The organism is Solwaraspora sp. WMMB762, assembly GCF_049179115.1.
Classification (GTDB): Bacteria; Actinomycetota; Actinomycetes; order Mycobacteriales; family Micromonosporaceae; genus Micromonospora_E.
On the sequence record NZ_JBMHMD010000001.1, the window covers coordinates 4,506,367 to 4,525,484 of the forward strand.

Annotated in this window: 16 protein-coding genes; 6 read left to right on the forward strand and 10 right to left on the reverse strand. The window is 68.8% G+C overall.

What is annotated here, in order from left to right; translation table 11 throughout:
- Positions 1-46: 46 nt before the first annotated feature.
- The 3 genes from purL to purS are packed head-to-tail and all read right to left on the reverse strand — an operon-like array spanning position 47 to position 3,770.
- Entirely contained in the window at positions 47-2,830 is a 2,784-nt protein-coding gene (gene purL, locus ACN27J_RS20060; RefSeq protein ID WP_421368461.1) for a phosphoribosylformylglycinamidine synthase subunit PurL, read from the reverse strand.
- Positions 2,827-3,510: a phosphoribosylformylglycinamidine synthase subunit PurQ gene (gene purQ / locus ACN27J_RS20065; RefSeq protein ID WP_278172521.1), complete on the reverse strand. Its 684-nt coding sequence runs from the start codon at positions 3,508-3,510 to the stop codon at positions 2,827-2,829. The genes purL and purQ overlap by 4 nt, the downstream gene beginning before the upstream one ends.
- Positions 3,507-3,770, reverse strand: coding sequence for a phosphoribosylformylglycinamidine synthase subunit PurS (gene purS / locus ACN27J_RS20070; protein WP_278172523.1), 264 nt, complete (start codon positions 3,768-3,770; stop codon positions 3,507-3,509). The genes purQ and purS overlap by 4 nt, the downstream gene beginning before the upstream one ends.
- Positions 3,771-4,250: 480 nt before the next feature.
- On the opposite strand from purS, the gene ACN27J_RS20075 reads away from it, so the two are divergent.
- Together ACN27J_RS20075 and ACN27J_RS20080 are read left to right on the forward strand one after the other, a co-directional pair.
- Positions 4,251-4,925 carry a S1 family peptidase gene (locus ACN27J_RS20075; RefSeq protein WP_421368464.1) on the forward strand — a complete coding sequence of 225 codons (675 nt, stop codon included), beginning with the start codon at positions 4,251-4,253 and terminating at the stop codon, positions 4,923-4,925.
- Between the two features lie 187 nt (positions 4,926-5,112).
- On the forward strand, positions 5,113-5,532 hold the full coding sequence (locus tag ACN27J_RS20080) for a YbjQ family protein (RefSeq protein ID WP_421368467.1): 420 nt from the start codon (positions 5,113-5,115) through the stop codon (positions 5,530-5,532).
- Positions 5,533-5,580: 48 nt separating this feature from the next.
- Here ACN27J_RS20080 and purB read toward each other — a convergent pair whose 3' ends face one another.
- On the reverse strand, positions 5,581-7,014 hold the full coding sequence (gene purB, locus ACN27J_RS20085; protein WP_421368469.1) for an adenylosuccinate lyase: 1,434 nt from the start codon (positions 7,012-7,014) through the stop codon (positions 5,581-5,583).
- Positions 7,015-7,308: 294 nt separating this feature from the next.
- On the opposite strand from purB, the gene ACN27J_RS20090 reads away from it, so the two are divergent.
- Positions 7,309-8,583: an IPT/TIG domain-containing protein gene (locus ACN27J_RS20090; RefSeq protein WP_421368471.1), complete on the forward strand. Its 1,275-nt coding sequence runs from the start codon at positions 7,309-7,311 to the stop codon at positions 8,581-8,583.
- Here ACN27J_RS20090 and ACN27J_RS20095 read toward each other — a convergent pair.
- Positions 8,565-9,278 (reverse strand): methyltransferase domain-containing protein, encoded by a 714-nt coding sequence (locus ACN27J_RS20095; protein WP_421368473.1) that lies wholly within the window; start codon positions 9,276-9,278, stop codon positions 8,565-8,567. The genes ACN27J_RS20090 and ACN27J_RS20095 overlap by 19 nt on opposite strands.
- A 331-nt stretch (positions 9,279-9,609) precedes the next feature.
- Here ACN27J_RS20095 and ACN27J_RS20100 point away from each other — a divergent pair, with 331 nt between their 5' ends.
- Both ACN27J_RS20100 and ACN27J_RS20105 read left to right on the forward strand, forming a co-directional pair.
- Positions 9,610-10,785 (forward strand): tRNA-ribosyltransferase family protein, encoded by a 1,176-nt coding sequence (locus ACN27J_RS20100; protein WP_421368476.1) that lies wholly within the window; start codon positions 9,610-9,612, stop codon positions 10,783-10,785.
- Positions 10,786-10,792: 7 nt separating this feature from the next.
- Complete coding sequence (locus ACN27J_RS20105; protein WP_421368478.1) at positions 10,793-11,596, forward strand: hypothetical protein; 804 nt, start codon at positions 10,793-10,795, stop codon at positions 11,594-11,596.
- Between the two features lie 12 nt (positions 11,597-11,608).
- On the opposite strand, the gene ACN27J_RS20110 is transcribed toward ACN27J_RS20105, so the two are convergent.
- The 5 genes from ACN27J_RS20110 to ACN27J_RS20130 all read right to left on the reverse strand — a co-directional run bounded on the left by ACN27J_RS20110 (position 11,609) and on the right by ACN27J_RS20130 (position 17,456).
- Positions 11,609-12,862, reverse strand: coding sequence for an aminotransferase class III-fold pyridoxal phosphate-dependent enzyme (locus ACN27J_RS20110; protein WP_421368480.1), 1,254 nt, complete (start codon positions 12,860-12,862; stop codon positions 11,609-11,611).
- On the reverse strand, positions 12,859-14,484 hold the full coding sequence (locus tag ACN27J_RS20115; RefSeq protein ID WP_421368482.1) for an FAD-dependent oxidoreductase: 1,626 nt from the start codon (positions 14,482-14,484) through the stop codon (positions 12,859-12,861). The genes ACN27J_RS20110 and ACN27J_RS20115 overlap by 4 nt, the downstream gene beginning before the upstream one ends.
- A gap of 64 nt (positions 14,485-14,548) precedes the next feature.
- Positions 14,549-15,352, reverse strand: a complete 804-nt coding sequence (locus ACN27J_RS20120; protein ID WP_421368484.1) for an SDR family NAD(P)-dependent oxidoreductase — start codon at positions 15,350-15,352, stop codon at positions 14,549-14,551.
- Positions 15,349-16,515, reverse strand: coding sequence for a glycosyltransferase family 4 protein (locus ACN27J_RS20125; protein ID WP_421368486.1), 1,167 nt, complete (start codon positions 16,513-16,515; stop codon positions 15,349-15,351). Before ACN27J_RS20125 ends, ACN27J_RS20120 begins: the two co-directional genes overlap by 4 nt.
- Before the next feature lie 116 nt (positions 16,516-16,631).
- Positions 16,632-17,456: an Rmt family 16S rRNA (guanine(1405)-N(7))-methyltransferase gene (locus ACN27J_RS20130; protein ID WP_421368489.1), complete on the reverse strand. Its 825-nt coding sequence runs from the start codon at positions 17,454-17,456 to the stop codon at positions 16,632-16,634.
- Positions 17,457-17,749: 293 nt separating this feature from the next.
- Between ACN27J_RS20130 and ACN27J_RS20135 the strand changes: the two genes are divergently transcribed.
- Positions 17,750-19,012, forward strand: a complete 1,263-nt coding sequence (locus ACN27J_RS20135) for a DegT/DnrJ/EryC1/StrS family aminotransferase (protein WP_421368491.1) — start codon at positions 17,750-17,752, stop codon at positions 19,010-19,012.
- Positions 19,013-19,118: the final 106 nt, after the last annotated feature.

Genomic DNA, 19,118 nt, shown 5'->3' on the forward strand with positions numbered 1-19,118 from the left:
TTCGGGTCCGGCCCATCGTCGATCAGTCAGTCTGTCGACCGCCCGGTCAGCTCTGGTCCTTCGGCTTGCCGGCGGACGGGTCGGGGCGGTCCACCGGCTGAGCCGCGTCGTCGGCGGTCGCGTCGCCGGCCGCCGTTTCCTCGGCTACCGCTTCGCTGTCGGTGACTGCTTCCGTTTCCCGCTCGGTCACCGCGGCAGGCTCGGTCACCGCTTCGGCCGGACTCGAGGACTCCCCGTCCTCAGCAGAGTCGTCACCGTCGTCCGACCCGGCCCCGGCACCGGCGTCCGCCGGCTCGGTCACCGCTTCGGCTTCGTCACTGTCCGGGTCGACGTCCACCGTCGCCGTGGTCTGCTCCGGCGTACCGGCCGGGGCGTCAATCGCGACCGCGTCGCTGGCCAGCACCCCGACGGCGTCCGGATCCTGCGGGTCCGCCGGCACGTTACGCGGCCCCACCGCGCTGAACAGCGCCGGCAGGGTACCGGTGTGGGCGCCGCGCAGCTCGTCCAGACCGACGCTGAACTGGTCGCGGACCTCCAACAGCCGGGCTGCCAGATCGGTCACCCCGATCATGGTCCAGGGCAGTCCGTGCTCCACGCAGAGCGCGGTGAACGCCTTCTCGTGCCCGCGCGGCACCGCGACCATGGCCCGCCCCGCCGACTCGCTGAACAGGAACACGAACGGCATCGAACCGTCGGTGAACTCCGGCGGCAACGCGATCCGCGCCCCGATCGACCGGCGCAGGCACGCCTCGACCAGCGCCTGGGCGAGCCCGCCGTCGGAGAGGTCGTGGGCCGAGGTGATGTGCCCCACCCGGGCCGCCTCAGCGATCACGGTGGCCAGCACCCGCTCCCGGTCCAGGTCGACCTTGGGTGGCGTACCGCCGAGGTGCCGGTGGGTGACCCAGGCCCACTCCGATCCGGAGAGTTCCAGCTCGGTCTCGCCGAGCAGCATGATCAGGTCACCGTCGCTGTGTGACGGCGGGACGAAGCCCATCGGGACGCGCTGCGCCACGTCGTCGAGCACACCGAGCACACCGACCACCGGGGTGGGGTGGATCGCGGCGGCACCGGTCTGGTTGTAGAAGCTGACATTGCCGCCGGTCACCGGGATACCGAGCTCGGCGCAGCCGTCGGCGAGGCCGCGAACCGCCTCGGCGAACTGCCACATCACGCTCGGGTCCTCGGGCGAGCCGAAGTTGAGGCAGTTGGTGACCGCCACCGGGCGGGCACCGGTCACCGCCACGTTGCGGTACGACTCGGCAAGGGCGAGCTTCGCCCCCTGGTACGGATCGAGCCGGGCGTACCGGCCGTTGCCGTCGACCGACAGGGCGACACCGAGGCCGCTCTGCTCGTCGATCCGGATGACCCCGGCATCCTCGGGCTGGGCCAGCACGGTGTTGCCCAGCACGTACCGGTCGTACTGCTCGGTCACCCAACTGCGGTCGCACAGGTTAGGCGAGGCGATCATCCGCAGCAGGGTTTCCCGCAGCTCGTCCGGGGTGCCGGGGCGGGGCAGCGTCTCCGCCCGGTCGGCCTGCAACAGGATCAGGTCCGCCGGCTCGCGCATCGGCCGGGCGTAGACCGGGCCGTCGTCGGCCAGCGACCCCGGCGGTACGTCGACCACCACGTGGTCCCGCCAGCTGATCACCAGCCGCCCGGGTCGACCGTCCGGCTCGGCCGGGGTGACCTCGCCGATCGCGGTGGCCAGCACGCCCCACTTCTCGGCGGTGGCGAGCACCGCGTCGAGCTGCGCCGGCTCGACGATCAGCAGCATCCGTTCCTGCGACTCGCTGGCCAGGATCTCGTGCGGCTCCATCGACGGCTCACGCAGCGGAACCCGCTCCAGCCAGACCCGCATGCCGGTGCCGGCCGCAGCGGCGGTCTCGGTGAGCGCGCAGGTCAGGCCGGCGCCGCCGAGGTCCTGGATGCCGACGACCAGCCCGGCGTCGTACAGCTCCAGGCACGACTCGATCAGCAGCTTCTCCATGAACGGGTCGCCGACCTGCACCGACGGGCGGCGCTGCTGGCTGGCGTCGTCGAAGGTGGCGCTGGCCAGCACCGACACCCCGCCGATGCCGTCCCGGCCGGTCTTGGCACCCATCAGCACCACGACGTTGCCGGCGCCGGCGGCGGCCTTGTTCTGCAGCCGGTCCACCGGCAGTACGCCGAGGCAGAGCGCGTTGACCAGTGGGTTGCCCTGGTAGCAGGGGTCGAACACGACCTCGCCGCCGATGTTGGGCAGGCCCAGGCAGTTGCCGTAGCCGCCGACCCCGGCGACGACGCCGGGCAGCACCCGGGCCGTGTCCGGGTGGTCGGCGGCGCCGAACCGCAGGGGGTCCATCACCGCGACCGGGCGGGCGCCCATGGCGAGGATGTCGCGGACGATGCCGCCGACGCCGGTGGCCGCCCCCTGGTACGGCTCGACGAAGCTGGGGTGGTTGTGCGATTCGACCTTGAAGGTGACGGCGAGGGTGTCGGAGACCCGGATGACGCCGGCGTTCTCGCCGATGCCGGCGAGCATCAGGTCACTGGCCGGGGCCTTCTCGCTGAACTGCCGCAGGTGCACCTTGCTCGACTTGTAGGAGCAGTGTTCGCTCCACATGATCGAGTACATGGCGAGCTCTGACTGGGTCGGCCGGCGGCCGAGGATCTGCTGGATCCGCTCGTACTCGTCGTCGCGCAGCCCCAGCTCGGTGTACGGCTGCAGCTCACCAGGGGTGTCGGTGGCGCGTTCGACGGTGTCCGGGCCACCGGCGTACCGGTCGACCGGTACGCCGAGGTCGGTCGCTGCCGGGCCGGCGGCGGCCGCCGCCTCCGACTGGGTGGTCATGCCGGCACTCCCGCGAGGTACTTGAGGATGGAGGTGAAAAAGCCCAGTCCGTCCCGGGACGGGCCGGTCAGGTCCTCGACGGCGTGTTCCGGGTGAGGCATCAGCCCGACGACGTTGCCGGTGGGGTTGGTGATGCCGGCGATGTCCCGCAGCGAACCGTTGGGGTTGCCGCCGACGTAGCGGGCCACCACCCGGCCGGTCGACTCCAACTCGTCGAGGGTCTGTTCGTCGGCCACGTAGCAGCCTTCGCCGCTCTTGAGCGGGACGAGGACTTCCTGTTTCGGGGAGAACGCGTTGGTGAACGCGGTCCCGGCGGTCTCGATGCGGAGCATCTGGTCCCGGTTGCGAAAGTGCAGGTGCTGGTTGCGGGTGAGCGCGCCGGGCAGCAGGTGGGCCTCGCAGAGGATCTGGAAGCCGTTGCAGATGCCGAGCACCGGTAGGCCGTCACCGGCGGCGGCGACGATCGACTGCATGACCGGGGCGAACCGGGCGATGGCTCCGCAACGCAGATAGTCACCGTAGGAGAAGCCGCCGGGCAGCACCACCGCCTCGACGCCGCGCAGGTCGGCGTCGCCGTGCCACAGTCGGACCGGCTCCCCACCGGCGAGCCGCACCGCGCGGGCGGCGTCGCCGTCGTCGAGCGAGCCCGGGAAGGTGACCACCCCGATCCGGGCGCTCATGACGGATCACCGGCTGTTTCAGGCTGCTCGGCCAGCCGGACCTGGTAGTCCTCGATGACCGGGTTGGCCAGCAACTTGTCCGCGATCTCCCGAGCCCGATCCAGGTCGGGCTCGCCGGCGAACTCGATCTCGATCCGTCGGCCGATCCGTACCGCCGAGACGTCGCTGACACCGAGCCTCGGCAGCGCGTTCGCGACAGCCTGACCCTGGGGATCGAGAATTTCCGGCTTGAGCATGACGTCGACGACGACGCGAGCCACGTGGCACTCCTGACCGTGTACGCGTTGGGGGTGCCGGCCTCGAACGGGCCGCGCACCGCTCAGCCTACCTGGTGGCACCGGGTACGACGCACCGGCGGTCGGAGAGCCGAATCGGTGATCGGGCCACAAATCAGCCACGAACCGATAACGACGACATCGGCCACCGCCGACGGACCGGCTCACTGGGCGGGCCGGGCACCCACGGACGGCCTGCCGCACCCTCGTTGGCGACCGCCGCCGGACGCAGCGCGGGCAGCGCGGGACCTCGAAAGGCGTGGGACGCCACTGCGGGACATCAATGCATCGTATGACTTCGATTTGATCCTTGTAGATGACCATCGAAGCGCTTAACGTCTTTCGTCAAACGCCCGGTGACGACCGTCGGACGGGCGCTGCAACAAACTCCGCTGCCGGATACCCGTCCGGCGGCGTGGCTCACCGACCCGTACCCGGGTTGCCCCCTCGGAAGGAGCCCCACCCATGCGCGTTCGCCTGGCTGTGGCAGCAGTAGCCACCACCCTGATCGGCCTGCTGGCCACGCCGACCGCGGCGACGGCCGCGCCGGAGGAGATCATCGGCGGCGGGACGGTGTCGTCCGCCCCGTGGGCCGCCGCGGTCTTCAGCAACGGCTCGTTCACCTGCTCCGGCACGATCATCGCCGCCAACTGGGTGCTCACCGCGCGGCACTGTGTCAGCGGCTCGATGTCGGTCCGGATCGGCAGCGTCTACCGCTCCTCCGGCGGCGTCACCCGTACGGTCAGCTCCGCGTACGGCCGCTACGACCTGGCGCTGCTCTACTTCTCCAGCCCGGTCAGCACCAGCTACGTGACGCTGTCCAGCAGCTACCCGCCGGTCGGCTCGACCAACAGCATCTACGGCTGGGGCATGACCTGCTACAGCGGCTGCGGCGCGTCGACCCAACTGAAGACCGCCTCGGTCCAGGTGACCAGCACCAGCGTCACCGACGCGTACGGCGGCCGGGCGATCCGCAGCACCCGGATCAACGGCAACGCCTGGCGGGGCGACTCCGGCGGCCCGCAGTTCTACAACGGCCAGCAGGTCGGGGTGGCGTCGACCGCCAACGGCGTCAACATCCAGAACTACGGCAGTGTCGCGTACAACCGGTCCTGGATCCGCTCGGTAACCGGCGTCTGACCTGACCTGAACTGGCGTGACCTGGCCAACCGGTCCTGGCGCGCGACGGCGCGGACTCCGTGATCAGCCACGGGGTCCGCGCCGTCGCGGTTGGCGACCGGACGTCCGCGCCGTGCCGTTTCACAGATGGCGCAGGCTCCACCAATGCCCGCGATCAGGGCACACTGTCGCTCATAGCATCGGTTCCGTGCTGATCGTGACGACGAACGATCTACCTGGATACGAGATCCGCATCGTGCTGGGTGAGGTGGTCACCTCGGTGGTCCGCTCGATCAACCCCTTCAAGGAAGGCGTCAAGGCGCTGCGGGGCGGCAAGTCCGACCCGGGCGGCCCGGCCAGCCTCACCAAGTACCGGACCGAGATCATCGGCAAGCTGGGCGACGCCGCCAAGAAGAAGGGCGCGAACGCCGTCATCGGGATGCGGTTCGACACCCGGCAGGTGGGCAGCACCCACATGGAGCTCTGCGCGTACGGGACGGCCGCCGTGGTGCTGCAGATCCGGCCCGACGCCGGCGACGACTCGAAGCAGTCGAAGGTCGACGCGAGTCACGCCGACGCCAGCGCCGGCAACGAGACCGGCGGCTCGGCCGGCTCCGGCAGCAAGTAGGTCCACCTGATCGGGGCCCGGCGGCAGGTAGGTCTGCGGCAGGTAGGTCTAAAGGATCGGGGCCGGCTGGTAGGCGGCGGCCACCGGGTGGTCGGCGACCACCGCGGCCACCCGGTCCGCCACCGCCCGCACCTGCGACGGCGCGGCGCCGACGAAGCCGACCCGGTCGGCGACCACCGTGTCGATCTCGTCCCGGCTCAGCCCGAGCCGCCCGTCGGCGGCGAGCCGGTCGAACAGGTCGTTGTCGGCGGCACCCTGCTCCCGCATGGCCAGCGCCACCGCGACCGCGTGCTCCTTGATCACCTCGTGCGCTACCTCCCGGCCGACGCCGCCGCGCACCGCCGCGACGAGAATCCGGGTGGTGGCCAGGAAAGGTAGGTAACGGTCGAGTTCCCGGGCGACCACCGCCGGGTACGCGCCGAACTCGTCGAGCACGGTGAGGAAGGTCTGGAACAGCCCGTCGGCGGCGAAGAACGCGTCCGGCAGCGCCACCCGGCGTACCACCGAGCACGAGACGTCGCCTTCGTTCCACTGGTCGCCGGCGAGCTCGCCGACCATTGACAGGTAGCCCCGGATCACCACGGCCAGCCCGTTCACCCGCTCGCTGGAGCGGGTGTTCATCTTGTGCGGCATGGCGCTGGAGCCGACCTGTCCGGGCCGAAAGCCCTCGGTGACCAACTCGTGGCCGACCATCAGCCGGATGGTGGTGGCCAGCGAGGACGGGGCGGCGGCGACCTGGGCCAGGGCGGAGAGCACGTCCAGGTCGAGGGAGCGCGGATAGACCTGGCCGACGCTGTCCAATACCCGCCGGAAGCCGAGGTGACCGGCGACCCGGCGCTCCAGCTCGGCGACCTTGGCGGCGTCACCGTCGAAGAGGTCCAGCTGGTCGGCGGCGGTGCCGACCGGCCCCTTGACGCCGCGCAGCGGATAGCGGTCGATCAGGTCGGTCAACCGTTCGTACGCGATGAGCAGCTCCTCGGCCGCCGATGCGAACCGCTTGCCCAACGTGGTGGCCTGGGCGGCGACGTTGTGCGAGCGGCCGGCGAGGACCAGCCCGGTGTGCTCGACTGCGAGCCGGGCGAGCCGGGCCAGGGTGCTGACGACCCGGTCGCGGATCAGCTCCAGCGATGCCCGGATCTGCAGCTGTTCGACGTTTTCGGTCAGGTCCCGGGAGGTCATCCCCTTGTGGATGTGCTGGTGGCCGGCGAGCGCGCTGAACTCCTCGATCCGGGCCTTGACATCGTGCCGGGTGATCCGCTCGCGCTCGGCGATGGCGGCCAGGTCGACCTGGTCGACGACCCGCTCGTACGCGTCGATCACCCCGTCCGGCACCGCGATGCCGAGGTCGCGCTGGGCGCGCAGGACGGCGAGCCAGAGTCTGCGTTCCAGCCGGATCTTCTCCTGCGGGGACCAGAGAGCGGCGAGCTCGACGGAGGCGTACCGGGCGGCGAGCACGTTGGGAATCTGCGGACGCGATGTCACGTACGGCAGTCTGACATGCCGACCTGCCGGCACCGCCGGGCAGCCGGCGGGCGCCGGCGGACCGCTGACCCTGTCGGCGTCCTCGTACTCCCTAGCCGCACCGGCGCCCTGGCAGTCGGTCGCAATCTGACCGATCTGGCCGATCTAGCGATAATTGCGTAACTGGTCGCATTTTCTCTCGTTCAGCCTGTCGTTGCCGAATTCTTCCGGCCACGCCACTCCTGCTCCTGCCCGCCAGTGCGAGTCGTATCCCCACCTGGCGCGGTGTGATGCCGAAGTCCGAGACGAGGAACTGTGCGTACCACCACACGCCGCAATACATCCATGCTCACCGTCGCAGCCCTGGCCGGAGCGCTCGCCAGCCTGTCTGCGTCCGGGCCGGTCACGGCAGCGGAGAGTGACGAGCAGGCCGTCGGCGTCCGGTTCGACCTCGCCGCCGACGTTCTCGGCACCACCGTGATCGATGCGGATGCCGTCGTCGGCAGCGCCACCGCCCCGCCGACGCCCGGCACCGACAGCGAAAACGCGCTCGATGTCGCCCTGCCGACGGCCGTCGGCGTGTCGGCCAGCGGGACGGTCGAGGAGGTGTCCGTCACCAGACGGCCGTACCACAGCACCGGGTCCGGCACGGTCAGCGACCTGGCCGTCAGTGTTCTCGGCGTACCCGCGCTGGCGGTGACCACAGCCTCCGCCTCGGTGAGCTGTGGAGCGGACCGGCGGGCGGCGGTGGAGACGGCGCTCGACGGGCTGACCGTGTTCGGTGCCGCCGTCAGCCTGCCCGTCGACGGGTCACCGATCACGTCGAGCCGTTCGCTGCCGGTGACCGGGCTGACCGGCGCGCGGCTGACCGCGAGCGTGACCGGAACCGAGATCCGCGAGCTCGGCCCCCGCGTCACCGCCGTCACCGCCGCCACGGCGACCTTCGAGATCACCGGCGACACGGCCGGTGGCACGGTCACGGTCTCGGCCGGCACGGTGACCGTCGCCGAGGCGGCGTGCGCGCGGCCAGCACAGCCGTCCGATCCGGCAACACCAGGACCTACGGGCGTCGACACGCTCACCGACTCCACGTACCGGAGCGCTGCCACGCCCTGGATCGACTCGGTGAACCCCGGTGAGGGAACCGCCGCCGGCGGCACCACGGCGACGGTCAGCGGTACTGGCTTCGTCCCCGGGCAAACCCGGGTGACAGTCTGCGGCCAGACGCTCGGGCCGGCGGTCGTCACGGTCAGTGGCGCGTTCAACGTGTTGACCTTCCCGACCCCCGCCTGCGAGGCCGGCGAGACGACGATTTCCGTCCGCACCCCGGCCGGCACCTCCAACGAGATCGCTTTCCGGTACATCGGGGAAGGACCGCCGGTAACCGACGAACCGGGCGACGGCACATCGGACGACGGACTTCCGGTCACCGGGCGCACGCTGGGCCCGCTCGTTGTCAGCGGCCTTCTGGCGATCCTGGTTGGCGCCGCCCTGCGGTTCGCCGCCGGCCGACAACCCGGCCCCGGGACGCGACGGATTGACGACGTTCACCCGCCGCAGGCACTTTCGTATCAGCCGCCGACCGAGTAGATGCTCCACGGCCAATGGTCACCCTTGTCATGGCCGACGAGAGTGAATCCGGCTTGTTTGACAAGATCGTCGTAGTCCGGCGAGTAGTAGATGACCGTAATCTTTCTCTGGTTTCTTCGTGCCGCCGAAACCAGGTTGTTCATCACTGTCGTGAATACCGGCGGCCCGAAGGGCGAGAACAAGTACACGACCAGATTCTCGGCAGGCACAACGAAGTCAGCAGCATCGATAGCGAGCAACTCGACCTCGGCGGCCTCCAGCGGCCCGGTGTAGCGGCGCAGGTTGTCCTCAGCCTGCTTGACGAAGGTGGGCGAGAAGTCGACACCGATGACCTTCTTGTACGGTGCGCCGGCCGCCAGCAGCACGATTCGACCCTTGCCGCAGCCAAAATCAATGAACACGTGATCCCGATGATCGATGTCTCCGACGCTCGCCATCATACGCTCGAACTCACGTCTGCGGGTCGGCAGGTAGTGGGACGCCTCCTCCATGTGCGGCCCGACACCGTCGATATCAGCGAGGCCCACGATCCCGTTGGTCTCGGTGCCGAATGTCTCGTCGAAGCGCTCCCGCCTCTCGTGGGATCGGATCCGGATGTATTCGATACTGTCGACAACAGATTCTCGAAACGTCGAGGTGCGCAGCGTTTGTCGAAAAATCTTCCAGTCGGTCCGCAGATCGGCGAAGATCGGCACGTCTCACCTGCAAATCAGGGTGATGGAGTCGGTTGAGCCCGGCTGCCATCTGACAGCCGGAACGCCAGTCCATGATCGGACCAGAAGGAAATGCTGTCCAGCGCGATTCACCGTACGGCCGGCCAGGAAAAAGCCACCGGACAGTGGTAGCGTACGAGCCCTCGCACGTGCATGTCCGACAAGGACACGTGCCGGTCCGACGAGGAACAGACCCAGTCAAGACCTACCAGTCCAGCCAGTCAGCCGCCAGTCCAGGCGGCGGCCGAGATGGCGTCCGGCGGGTCGCGTATCGTGGGGAAGCCGTCTGCCGCCGTCGAGGAGCTGCGACCTGATGATCTCCGCAGGCCCTGCCGCTCCCGCTGGGCACCGATTGCAGGCCGCGCACCGGCTGGAGACCGTTCACGGTTCGGTCGTTCTGCCGACCTTCCTACCCGACGGAACACGGGCCTCGGTCCGCGCGGTCGACAGCCGTGACCTGGCAACAGTGGGGATCCAGGCGGTGATGGTGAACGCCATGCACCTGGCTCAGCGCCCCGGGCTCCAGGCCGTCCGACGGGCCGGCGGGCTACACCACTTCATGGCCTGGGACGGTGTGATCGTCTCTGACTCCGGCGGGTTTCAGATACTCTCCCTTATCCGCAAACGGGGACAGATCGGGTCAATCCGATCGAACGGGGTGACTTTCCAAGAGTCGCCAGATACGAAGAAGATCGTGCTCACCCCCGAGAAGGTCATCGAATGGCAGTTCGGCCTCCGATCCGACGTGGTGATCGCCCTCGATGACTGCACCGGCCCGGAGGACTCCCCGGCTCAGCAGCTCGCTTCCACCGAGCGCACGATCCGCTGGTTCCGGCAGGCCCGACAGGCGTACGACCTCCAGTGTCGGCAGCGCCGGACGTCGGAACCGCCCCTGTTGGTCGGGGTGGTCCAAGGCGGTACCGATCCGACGCTGCGCCAACGCTGCGTCGACGCCCTCGTCGAGTCGGGGGCGCAGGGGTTCGGATTCGGCGGCTGGCCGCTGAACTCCGCTGGCGAGTTGGAGCGCGACATGTTCGCCCTGCTCGCCCGGATCACTCCACCCGACGCGCCGCTGTTCGCCCTCGGAGTCGGCCGGCCCGAGCATCTGGTCTCCCTCTGCGAACTCGACACCCGATGGATCTTCGACTGCACGATCCCGACCCGGGATGCCCGGCATGGCCGCCTTTACGCGTTCAAACCTGACATCGCCAGCCGGCAGCTCACTCCGGATCGGAGCTTCTACCAGAACATCTACATCCTCGACGAGGAGAATTCCCGCAAGGACCAGCCAATCTGCCCGACCTGCGACTGTCCGACCTGCCAGAGGTACAGCCGCAGCTATCTGCACCACCTGTTCCGGGTGAAGGACGGACTGGCGGACCGGCTCGCCACCCTGCACAATCTTCGCTTCTACACCCGCCTGCTGGAGATGATCCGGTCCGGCCAGCTGGCCGGACCCGCCGGACGCGAACCGGGCGGGCAGGGATGACCGACCGGTGACCTCTCCCGCCGTCCACAAGGTGATCGCCCGGCTCACCTCGGCCGCCAAATACCGCGACATCCACCCGGAGACGATTGTCGACCTGGTGCGGCGGGAAGGGCGGGGCACTGGCGACCCGGCCGAGCTGGAACGGCGGGTCCGGGCCCGGTTGCACAAAGTGGCTGCGTTGCATCTGCTCACTACTCGGCCACCGGCGCTACGACGGGCGGTCGACCGAGCCGATCTCGACGATCCGCAGGGCCGGCGGGACTGGTGCCGGCAGATGCTGGGCGGCCACTTCTCCACCGCCGAGCGTCTGCCCGACCTCGACGACTTCTACCCTGTCCTGTTCGGACTGGTACCGCCGCCACGGACGGTGGCGGACCTCGCGTGCGCGCTGAACCCGTTCACCTTGCCCTGGTTGAGGCAGGTCAGCGAGGCGCGGTACGTCGGCTACGACTTCAACGCGTCGTTCGTTGGGTTGGGTAACGCGTTTCTGGCGCGGACATACCCGGACTGCGAGGTCCAGCACGAGGATGTGCTCGCCGACGGCCGGCCGGTGAGCGCCGACCTGGCGCTACTACTCAAGACGTACCACTGCATGGAGGGGCGCCGTACTGGTGCCGGGCAGGCGCTGGTCGACCGACTGGACTGCCGCGACGTGGTGGTTTCGTTCCCCACCCGGGCCATGAACGGTCGAGCTGCGGTCTTCGTGTCTCGACATGTCGAGGAGCTCGCCGAGCTGGCCCGCGATCGGGGTTGGCGCATTTCACGGGCCAGCCTGGCGTCGGAGGAGCTGATAGCGATCCACAAGGGGTGAGGCGAGGTGGTCTCAGTCCGCCCAGAGCCGCTCGACGATCGCGAGGGTCTGCTGCCGGGTACGAGGCCGGTCCGCCAGACCATCCATGGCACCCCATGCGCTCGCGTACCAGGAATGCTCGGTGATCTCCCGGTCGGTGAAGCGGCCGGCGAGCGCACGGCACACCCGGTCGATCCGCCCACACGCGTCTTCGACGACCGCCCCGGCGAACGCCGCCGAGGGAGTCTGGTTGTCGCCCTCGAAGAAGAGCAGCCCTTCGGCTGCCGCCGCGGCGTGGAAGGCATCCTGCACCTCGCTGTCGGCACAGACGAACTGGAAGAGGTTGCCGTTGCCCGCGATGTCGATCGGCACGCCGGTGCTGGCGAACGTCGACCGCGTGTGGGCGATGAACGACTCGCCGGCGGCGCGGATGGACCGTTGCGGCCCGCCGGTCGCCATCCGGCGCAACGTGGTGGTCGCGGCCACCAACGCGGTCGGTTCGAAGTACGAGGTGAACGAGACGTCCCGCAACGGGGTGAGCAGGTGTGCGTCGCCGCCGACCGCCGCAACCGGTGAACCGTTGGCCAGGCACTTCGCCACGATCCAGACCGCCGGGTCGAGCAGCTGGGTGGACAGACCGGCCCGGTAACGCAGGCCGACCTTGACCTCGTCGGCGATGACCGGGACGTCCGCTGCCCTGGTCAGCCGGCTGAACTCGGCATACCAACGAGCACCCAGGTGCATGTGGTCGGGAGAGATGACCACCGCGGCCACCTGCGCTGGGCGGCTGAGCCATTCAGCGAGCACGTCGAGATCAAAGAGGAACTCGACGATTCCGTGCCGGTTGGGGGTGAACGGCTCCTCGCAGTGCCACATCGGGTCGTACCCGTGGTATCCGGCGCTGAGGACGATCGACCGGTCCCGGATCTCTCGAACAGCGCAGGTCACCGAGCGGAGCGCGGCGGTGCCGGTTCGGTAGAGTCCGACGACGTCGCCGCCGAACACCTGCCGCAGCTGGCCGGTCAGGTCGTCCAGCATCGGGCTCCAGGAGGTGCCCACTCCGCTGCGGCCCCGGGCTGCCTGAGCGATCGCCTCGGCGACCTCCTCGTCACCGTGACCGAGGACGACTGAGCCTCGGGCGTTGTCGAAGTCGATCCACTGCCGGCCGGTCAGGTCCGTCAGGTACGCCCCCGACCCTTCGACGAAGACCCGGGGGCGTCCGTCGGCGTCCCGGGGGCAGGTGGGCTCCTGCGCCAGTGGATTGCGCGCACCGATGTCGATGGTCATTGACTCCGCTCGTTTCGCTCCGTGCCGACAGGTGAGTAGGACAGGTCGGGTTCGATCCCGAACTCCCGGCGCAGCAGCCGGTGGGCCATCCGCAGGGCGAGGGCCTGGATGGTGAGCGTCGGATTGACACCGCCCGGGTAGGGCATCACGCCGCCGTCGACCACCATCAGATTGGTCAGTCCGTGCACCCGCCCGTCCGGGTCGGTGACCGACGTACGCGGGTCGGTGCCCGCGCGACACGTACCGTGCAGATGGGTGCTGCCCATCCAGAAATACGATGACTCGCGCCAGGTCAGCTCACAGCCGGCGGCCCGTAGTATCCCCTCGGCCCGCCGTTGGAGGTACTCCAGACGGGCATGGTCGCGAGGGTGGGGCGAGTAGTCCATCACCACGTCCGGTAGGCCGAACTGGTCGACCCCCCGGCCGAGGGACACCCGGTTGTCGAGACTGGGCTGGTCGGGTACGAGGCACTCGAGTCGCAGAATCTGCTCGTCGGGGCGCATCCGAACAGCCTGCTCCGGACCGGACTCGATGATCAGACCGCCGAGTCCACCAGGTGCGTCATCGGCGGTGTAGTAGTCGGTGATCGCAGCGGAGGAGAAGGGTCCCGGTCCGGCGGGGCGGTAGTCGGGCGGAGTTGCCGGCGGTTCGGCCCGCCGGTAGCCGAGCACGTAGCCGCTCATCTTGAGGCACAGGCCACGACCGACCATGTCGTGATCGTTACCGAGACCATGCGGGCTCTGCTTGTCGGTGGAGCGCAGCAGCAGGGCTGCGCTCTGGACGGCGTTTCCGGCGACGACCACGTGGCGGGCACGTAGGACATGCCGGTTGCCGCTGTCCATCCGGATGCACTCGACACCGTCCACGGTGGTGGCGTCCCGGCGTCTGATCCGCACGGCCTTCAGCCCGGCGAAGAGACGCAGACCGGCTTTGCGGGCCGGGTCCAGGAACACCGTGACCGCGTCGCCCTTCGCACCCCGGTCGCACTGGTTCGAGATACATGGACGTTCCCCGCCGCATGGCGGCCGACCCTGATATGCCGTCGTGGTGATGGCCAGCGGGGTCGGGAAGGGATGCAGGCCGAGCGAGCGGGCCGCAGCGCTGATCACCGCGCCTTCCGCCGTGGTCTCGACCGGCGGCATCGGGTAGACAGGGTCGCTCGGCAGGCTCGGGTCGTGCCCGCCACCGGCGATGCCGAGCGCGGACTCCACCAACGCGTAGTAGGGCTCGATCTCCGCCACGGTCCACGGCCAGCGCAACGGCAGGTCTCCGTGACCCAACCGGGTCTCCGAGTCGAAGTCGACCGGACGATGACGAAACGCCGCGCCACCGAAGAAGACGGTTCCGCCGCCGACGTTACAGGTGGACCAGGGATTGCCGGTCTTCTCCCACAGACCGCTGTCCTGACGGATCCAGGCGGTCTCGGCATTCGTCTCGATGTCGTCGTAGCTCACCCAGGGATCGACGAAGGGGCCCTGTTCGACGACGACGACGTCCAGACCGGCACGTTGCAGGGCCCACGCGGTGATCGCGCCGGAGGCGCCGCTGCCGATCACACAGACGTCGGCGGCCCGGGTGCTGTCCTCCGCAGTCGGCTCGGGGCCGTACCGCAGCCGGGTCATGGCATCATCGTGACCGGTACCGAGGTCGGCTGAAACGCTGATGAGAAACCTCCCGGGGTCTGATCTACCTGCTGCCTGCTGTGGTCATGTCCACCGCGCCGGCTGCCAGCTCTTCGATCGTCTGCCGGACGGTGAACACCTGCCCGGTGGTCCCGCGCTGGCGGGCAACGGTGGCGGCCCAGGCCACCAGCCTGGCGGCGGCCATCGTGTCGTCTGGTGCGTCCGGGCCACCCATGTCGGTGGGGATCCAGCCCGGGTCGACCGCGTTGACGACGACCTCCTGGCTGCGCAGGGCGACTGCCAGGTTGACGGTCATGACGTTCAACGCGGCCTTGGACATCCGGTAGCCGGTGGCCTCGCCGTCGGCGGTGCTCGGGTCGGCGTCGTCTGCGGTCACGTTGACTACGGCTGCCCCACCTGCTGCCCGGAGCAGCGGCAGCAGCGCGCAGGTCACCAGCAGCGGACCGACCGCGTTGACGGCGAGCAGTTCGTGGACCGCCTCGGCGGTGATGCTCTCCGGCCCGGCGTCGCGTCCATCGAGGAAGACCCCCGCGTTGTTGACCAGGCCGGAGAGGTATCCGCCGGTGTGGGCGGCGACCAGTTCAGCAGCAGCCGCGATACTCGCCGGAGAGGTGACGTCCAGCGGTACGTGGGTGGCCCGGCCACCACTGCGGCGTATCGCCCTGGCCGCGGCGGCTCCGCGCTGATCGTCGCGGCAACCGAGCAGGACCGACCAACCGGCATCGGCCAACAGGGCAGCAGCGGCAAACCCGAGACCACGGTTGCCACCGGTGATCAGGACATGGCTCCGTCCAAGGTCGCCGTCCGCACTCGCCGGAGCAGTACTCGGTCCCCGTCGCCCGGTCACGTTCCGCTCGCCGTCCCGGCTCCGACGAGGGCGGCGCGGTAGCAGTCCAGAATCCGGTCCCGGGTGGCGGCGAGATCGAACGTGCTCGCCGTATCGGGCTGAGCTGCGCGGAGCTGGGCGACCACCGAGTCGCGGTGGGCGAGTACCCGCCGAACGACCTCGGCGAGCCCGTGCACGTCACCGGGATCGCTGAGCAGATCAGGGCAGGCCGAACCGATGGTGCTGCGCAGACCGCCGACAGCGTACGCCGCCACCGGGGTACCCGTCATGATCGCCTCGATCGCGCTGCCGCCGAGTTCCTCGTGGATCGAGGGCATGACCAGGGTGTCCACCAGGGCGAGCGCGGCCGGCACCTGGTCGTGCGGAAGGAAGCCGGTGACCACGAACTGATCCGTACGGCCGGCCTCGGCGATCTCCCGTTGCATGCGTTCCCGTTGCGGGCCGTCGCCGACGATGAGGAAGGTCGGAGCTAGATCATCGAGAAGCTCGGCCAGCCGGAGCAGGTCGGGCCAACCCTTCTCATGAGCGACCCGGCCGATGTATCCGATGAGCGGACGCCGACCGGCCAGCCCGTACCGCTGAGCGAACAACTCCGCCTCGGCGGCCGTTGCCGGGGTGATGTCGACCGCGTCCGGATTGACCACGATGCTGGACCGCTCCAGGCCGGTCGCGGCGCTCACCACGTCGGCGGTCCGGGCGGTCAGCGTGCTGACCCTCGCCGCGAAGCGCAGGGCCTGCCGTTCGGCCCGGGTGACCATGCGGTGCGCCATGGCGTCGACCGCCGACATCGGCTGATAGACCGAGAGTCGGGAGCAGTGCAGGGTGAGTACGTACGGCACGCCCAGAATCCGGGCCGCGACCCGGCCCGCGATCAACGGCCAGATCTGACCGTCCGCGTGAACGTGGACAATGTCCGGACGCCAGGTCCCGCGACGCAGCCGGAGACACTCACGGACGGTGGCGATCAGCCAGGCCTGGCCGAGACCCACCAGGCCGGTGATCTCGGAGCGGACCTGCGGCAGCGAGACCCGGGCTATCCGGACGGTCAGTCCCGGCTCGATCTGCTTCGTCGGTGGCAGCCCGGGGAAACCCAGGGTCAGCACAAGCTGATCGACACCCGCCCTGGCCAGGCTGCGGGACAGCGCCAGGATCTGGACCTGCATACCGCCTACCGGATCGAACTCCGCCGGCCAGTGGTCGACATAGTCGTGATGAAAAAAGGGGGTCAGCCGAAGCACACGCACGACGCCATCCAGTTCTCCTGAAAGAGCGGCGAAAGCTACTTTTGAATGACGTAGACCAGCTCGTTGCCAATCTCCAGTTGCCGAAAGCCGTATGACCGCTCCCGGGCCTGCGACTCAAAGCCCTGCGAATAGTTCTGGAACATCCCTTTCGATCGCTGACCGAGAGATCTGGTCGGAAAGGTTACCACGATAATCGGCGAGTTGACAAGGTCGATAGCTTCCCAACCGGATCCTCGGCGCTGAGTTTCCAGGCAGGGCAACGTCTTCAGCAGTAGCGTGACATCGGTCGGCTCGTCAACCCGATCCTCAAGGATGTCAGCCACCCCCACCCGGTGGTCTACACCCAATCTCGTCAGCACCGAACCCACGAAGCCGATCAGGCGGGCGTCGATGTCGGATGCGACGTACACGGCCCGCTCGGGTAGCCCCATCCACGGCGCAGCCAGCGGATTGAGACCGCAGGCCAAGTCACGCACCGTGTTCGGCTCGGGCAGGTCACGGAAGACTTCTCGGTAGAACTCCGCCAGGTGTGGGAGTCGCTCCCTGGTGGACAGGTGCACCGACATCGCACGCCGGAGGGCCTCCTGGACCGCTTCGTCGTCTCCCGCGTCGACGGCAGAGTCGACCTGCTTAAGTAACGCCGAGTAGTTAGGCGGCTTGGGTGGCAGAAAGGCGCCGTAAATCTCATGTAGCCCGCGTTTGGTGCGCTTCACCGCATCGGGAACATCGCCGCGGGCCGCGACGAGCGCGGCTCTGGCCAGGCGGCGCACGGTGGCTGGAGCCACCGTCTGGTACCGCCGACTCTTCACGATGGCCTGCTCGATCTCGCCAACTCGGTCGTTGGCCGCAGATTGTGTCATTGATCGATCCCTTTCGAACCGCTGGACCGGCACCAATCAGAGATATTCCCCGACCGATCACCGCATCGCCCCGCTAGCCATTGACTATATACTAAAAACCGATAATGCGGACATTGCGCAATATTCCGGAGTGCCTACATTAGAACCACGGCATCACGCCCGTAATGATCAGACTGTCCAGCAAGCCCGTCTTGGGGGTTTTCTTCAAGTCGACACTGGTAATTGCGTCTGGCACACTGGGCCCAGCCGATGATCCGTTGGTTGCCGCAGTCCCGGCTCGGGGAGGACCTGACGTGACCCATCTTGCCGCCAATGGCGGCTCCCCTATACGTTTGCAGCAGTGGCCAGCTTGGCCCGCTCCCGCACCCAGTGCCCTCAATGCGCTCAATGAGGTTCTCCATTCCGGTCGCTGGGCAATCAGCGGACCATATCAGGGGAAGCAGAGCTTCGAACGGCGCTTCGCGGAGGCATTCGCCGCGTACCATGAGATCGCACACTGCGTACCGACAGCCAGCGGAACGGCCAGTCTCATGGTCGCGCTCGAGGCATGTGGGGTCGGTGCTGGCGACGAGGTTATCATCCCTGGCCTCACCTGGGTCGCCAACGCCTCCACTGTGGCGGGGGTCAACGCGGTTCCCGTACCGGTCGACGTCGATCCCTTGACTCTATGCCTCGACCCGGCGGCCGTCGAACGGGCGATCACCCCGCGAACCGCAGCCATCGTCGTGGTGCATCTCTACTCGGCCGTGGCGGACCTGGACGCGCTGACCGCGATCGCGAAACGGCACGACGTCGCACTGATCGAGGATTGTGCGCAGGCCCACGGCGCCCGCTTCCGCGGCCGTCGGGTCGGCACGTTCGGCGCCTTCGGCACCTTCAGCATGCAACACAGCAAGGTGCTCACCAGTGGTGAAGGCGGTGCCGTCATCACCGGCGACGGCGCGCTCTCCCGGCGGGCCGAGCATCTACGGGCCGACGGTCGCACGTACACGGCGCACGAGCCCGCCGTGGGTGAGATGGAGCTGGACCAGACCGCCGAGCTGATGGGCAGCAATCGGTGCCTGTCCGAGTTCCAGGCGGCGGTCCTCCTCGGCCAACTCGAGCTGCTCGACGAGCAGAACGAGAGGCGACGGGCCAACGCCGCGCTCCTCGACGACGGCCTCGGGGCGCTCGGCATCCGGCCACAGGTCTCCTCACCCGGCACCACCGAGCGGACCTACTACGAGTGGGCGGGGCGGATCGAGGACGACGAGATCGGGCAGCTCGGCGTCGGACCGATCGCTTCGGCGGTCGCGGCCGAACTCTCCGGTGCCGGCATCTACACCAGCTACCCGCCCATGAACCACAACCGGCTCTACCGTCCCGCCAGCCGGAGCCGGTTCAAGGCCGTCGCCGGGCTCGATCTGACCGGCTACTCCCTTCCGGTCGCCGAGGACGCCGGCCGGCGGGTGGTCACGGTCCATCACTCGGCACTGCTCGGCGACGAGTCGGACGCGAAAGACATCGTTCGGGCATTCGAAAAGGTGTTCACGCATCATCGGGAACTACGCGGCTGACCCGGCGGAATGGACGGGGCAGCCCGCCCACCCACCGTTCAGCCGTGACAAGGAGGTACCGATTTTCGGCCTCCGTCGGTAAGGGCCCCATCCAAGGGTTGCAAGG

Excerpts from the sequence above, each read along its gene's own strand:
- purL (WP_421368461.1), bottom strand. The coding sequence starts at position 2,830 with ATGACCACCCAGTCGGAGGCGGCGGCCGCCGCCGGCCCGGCAGCGACC.
- purQ (WP_278172521.1), bottom strand. The coding sequence starts at position 3,510 with ATGAGCGCCCGGATCGGGGTGGTCACCTTCCCGGGCTCGCTCGACGAC.
- ACN27J_RS20075 (WP_421368464.1), top strand. The coding sequence starts at position 4,251 with ATGCGCGTTCGCCTGGCTGTGGCAGCAGTAGCCACCACCCTGATCGGC.
- ACN27J_RS20100 (WP_421368476.1), top strand. The coding sequence starts at position 9,610 with ATGATCTCCGCAGGCCCTGCCGCTCCCGCTGGGCACCGATTGCAGGCC.
- ACN27J_RS20110 (WP_421368480.1), bottom strand. The coding sequence starts at position 12,862 with ATGACCATCGACATCGGTGCGCGCAATCCACTGGCGCAGGAGCCCACC.
- ACN27J_RS20115 (WP_421368482.1), bottom strand. The coding sequence starts at position 14,484 with ATGACCCGGCTGCGGTACGGCCCCGAGCCGACTGCGGAGGACAGCACC.
- ACN27J_RS20125 (WP_421368486.1), bottom strand. The coding sequence starts at position 16,515 with ATGCAGGTCCAGATCCTGGCGCTGTCCCGCAGCCTGGCCAGGGCGGGT.
- ACN27J_RS20130 (WP_421368489.1), bottom strand. The coding sequence starts at position 17,456 with ATGACACAATCTGCGGCCAACGACCGAGTTGGCGAGATCGAGCAGGCC.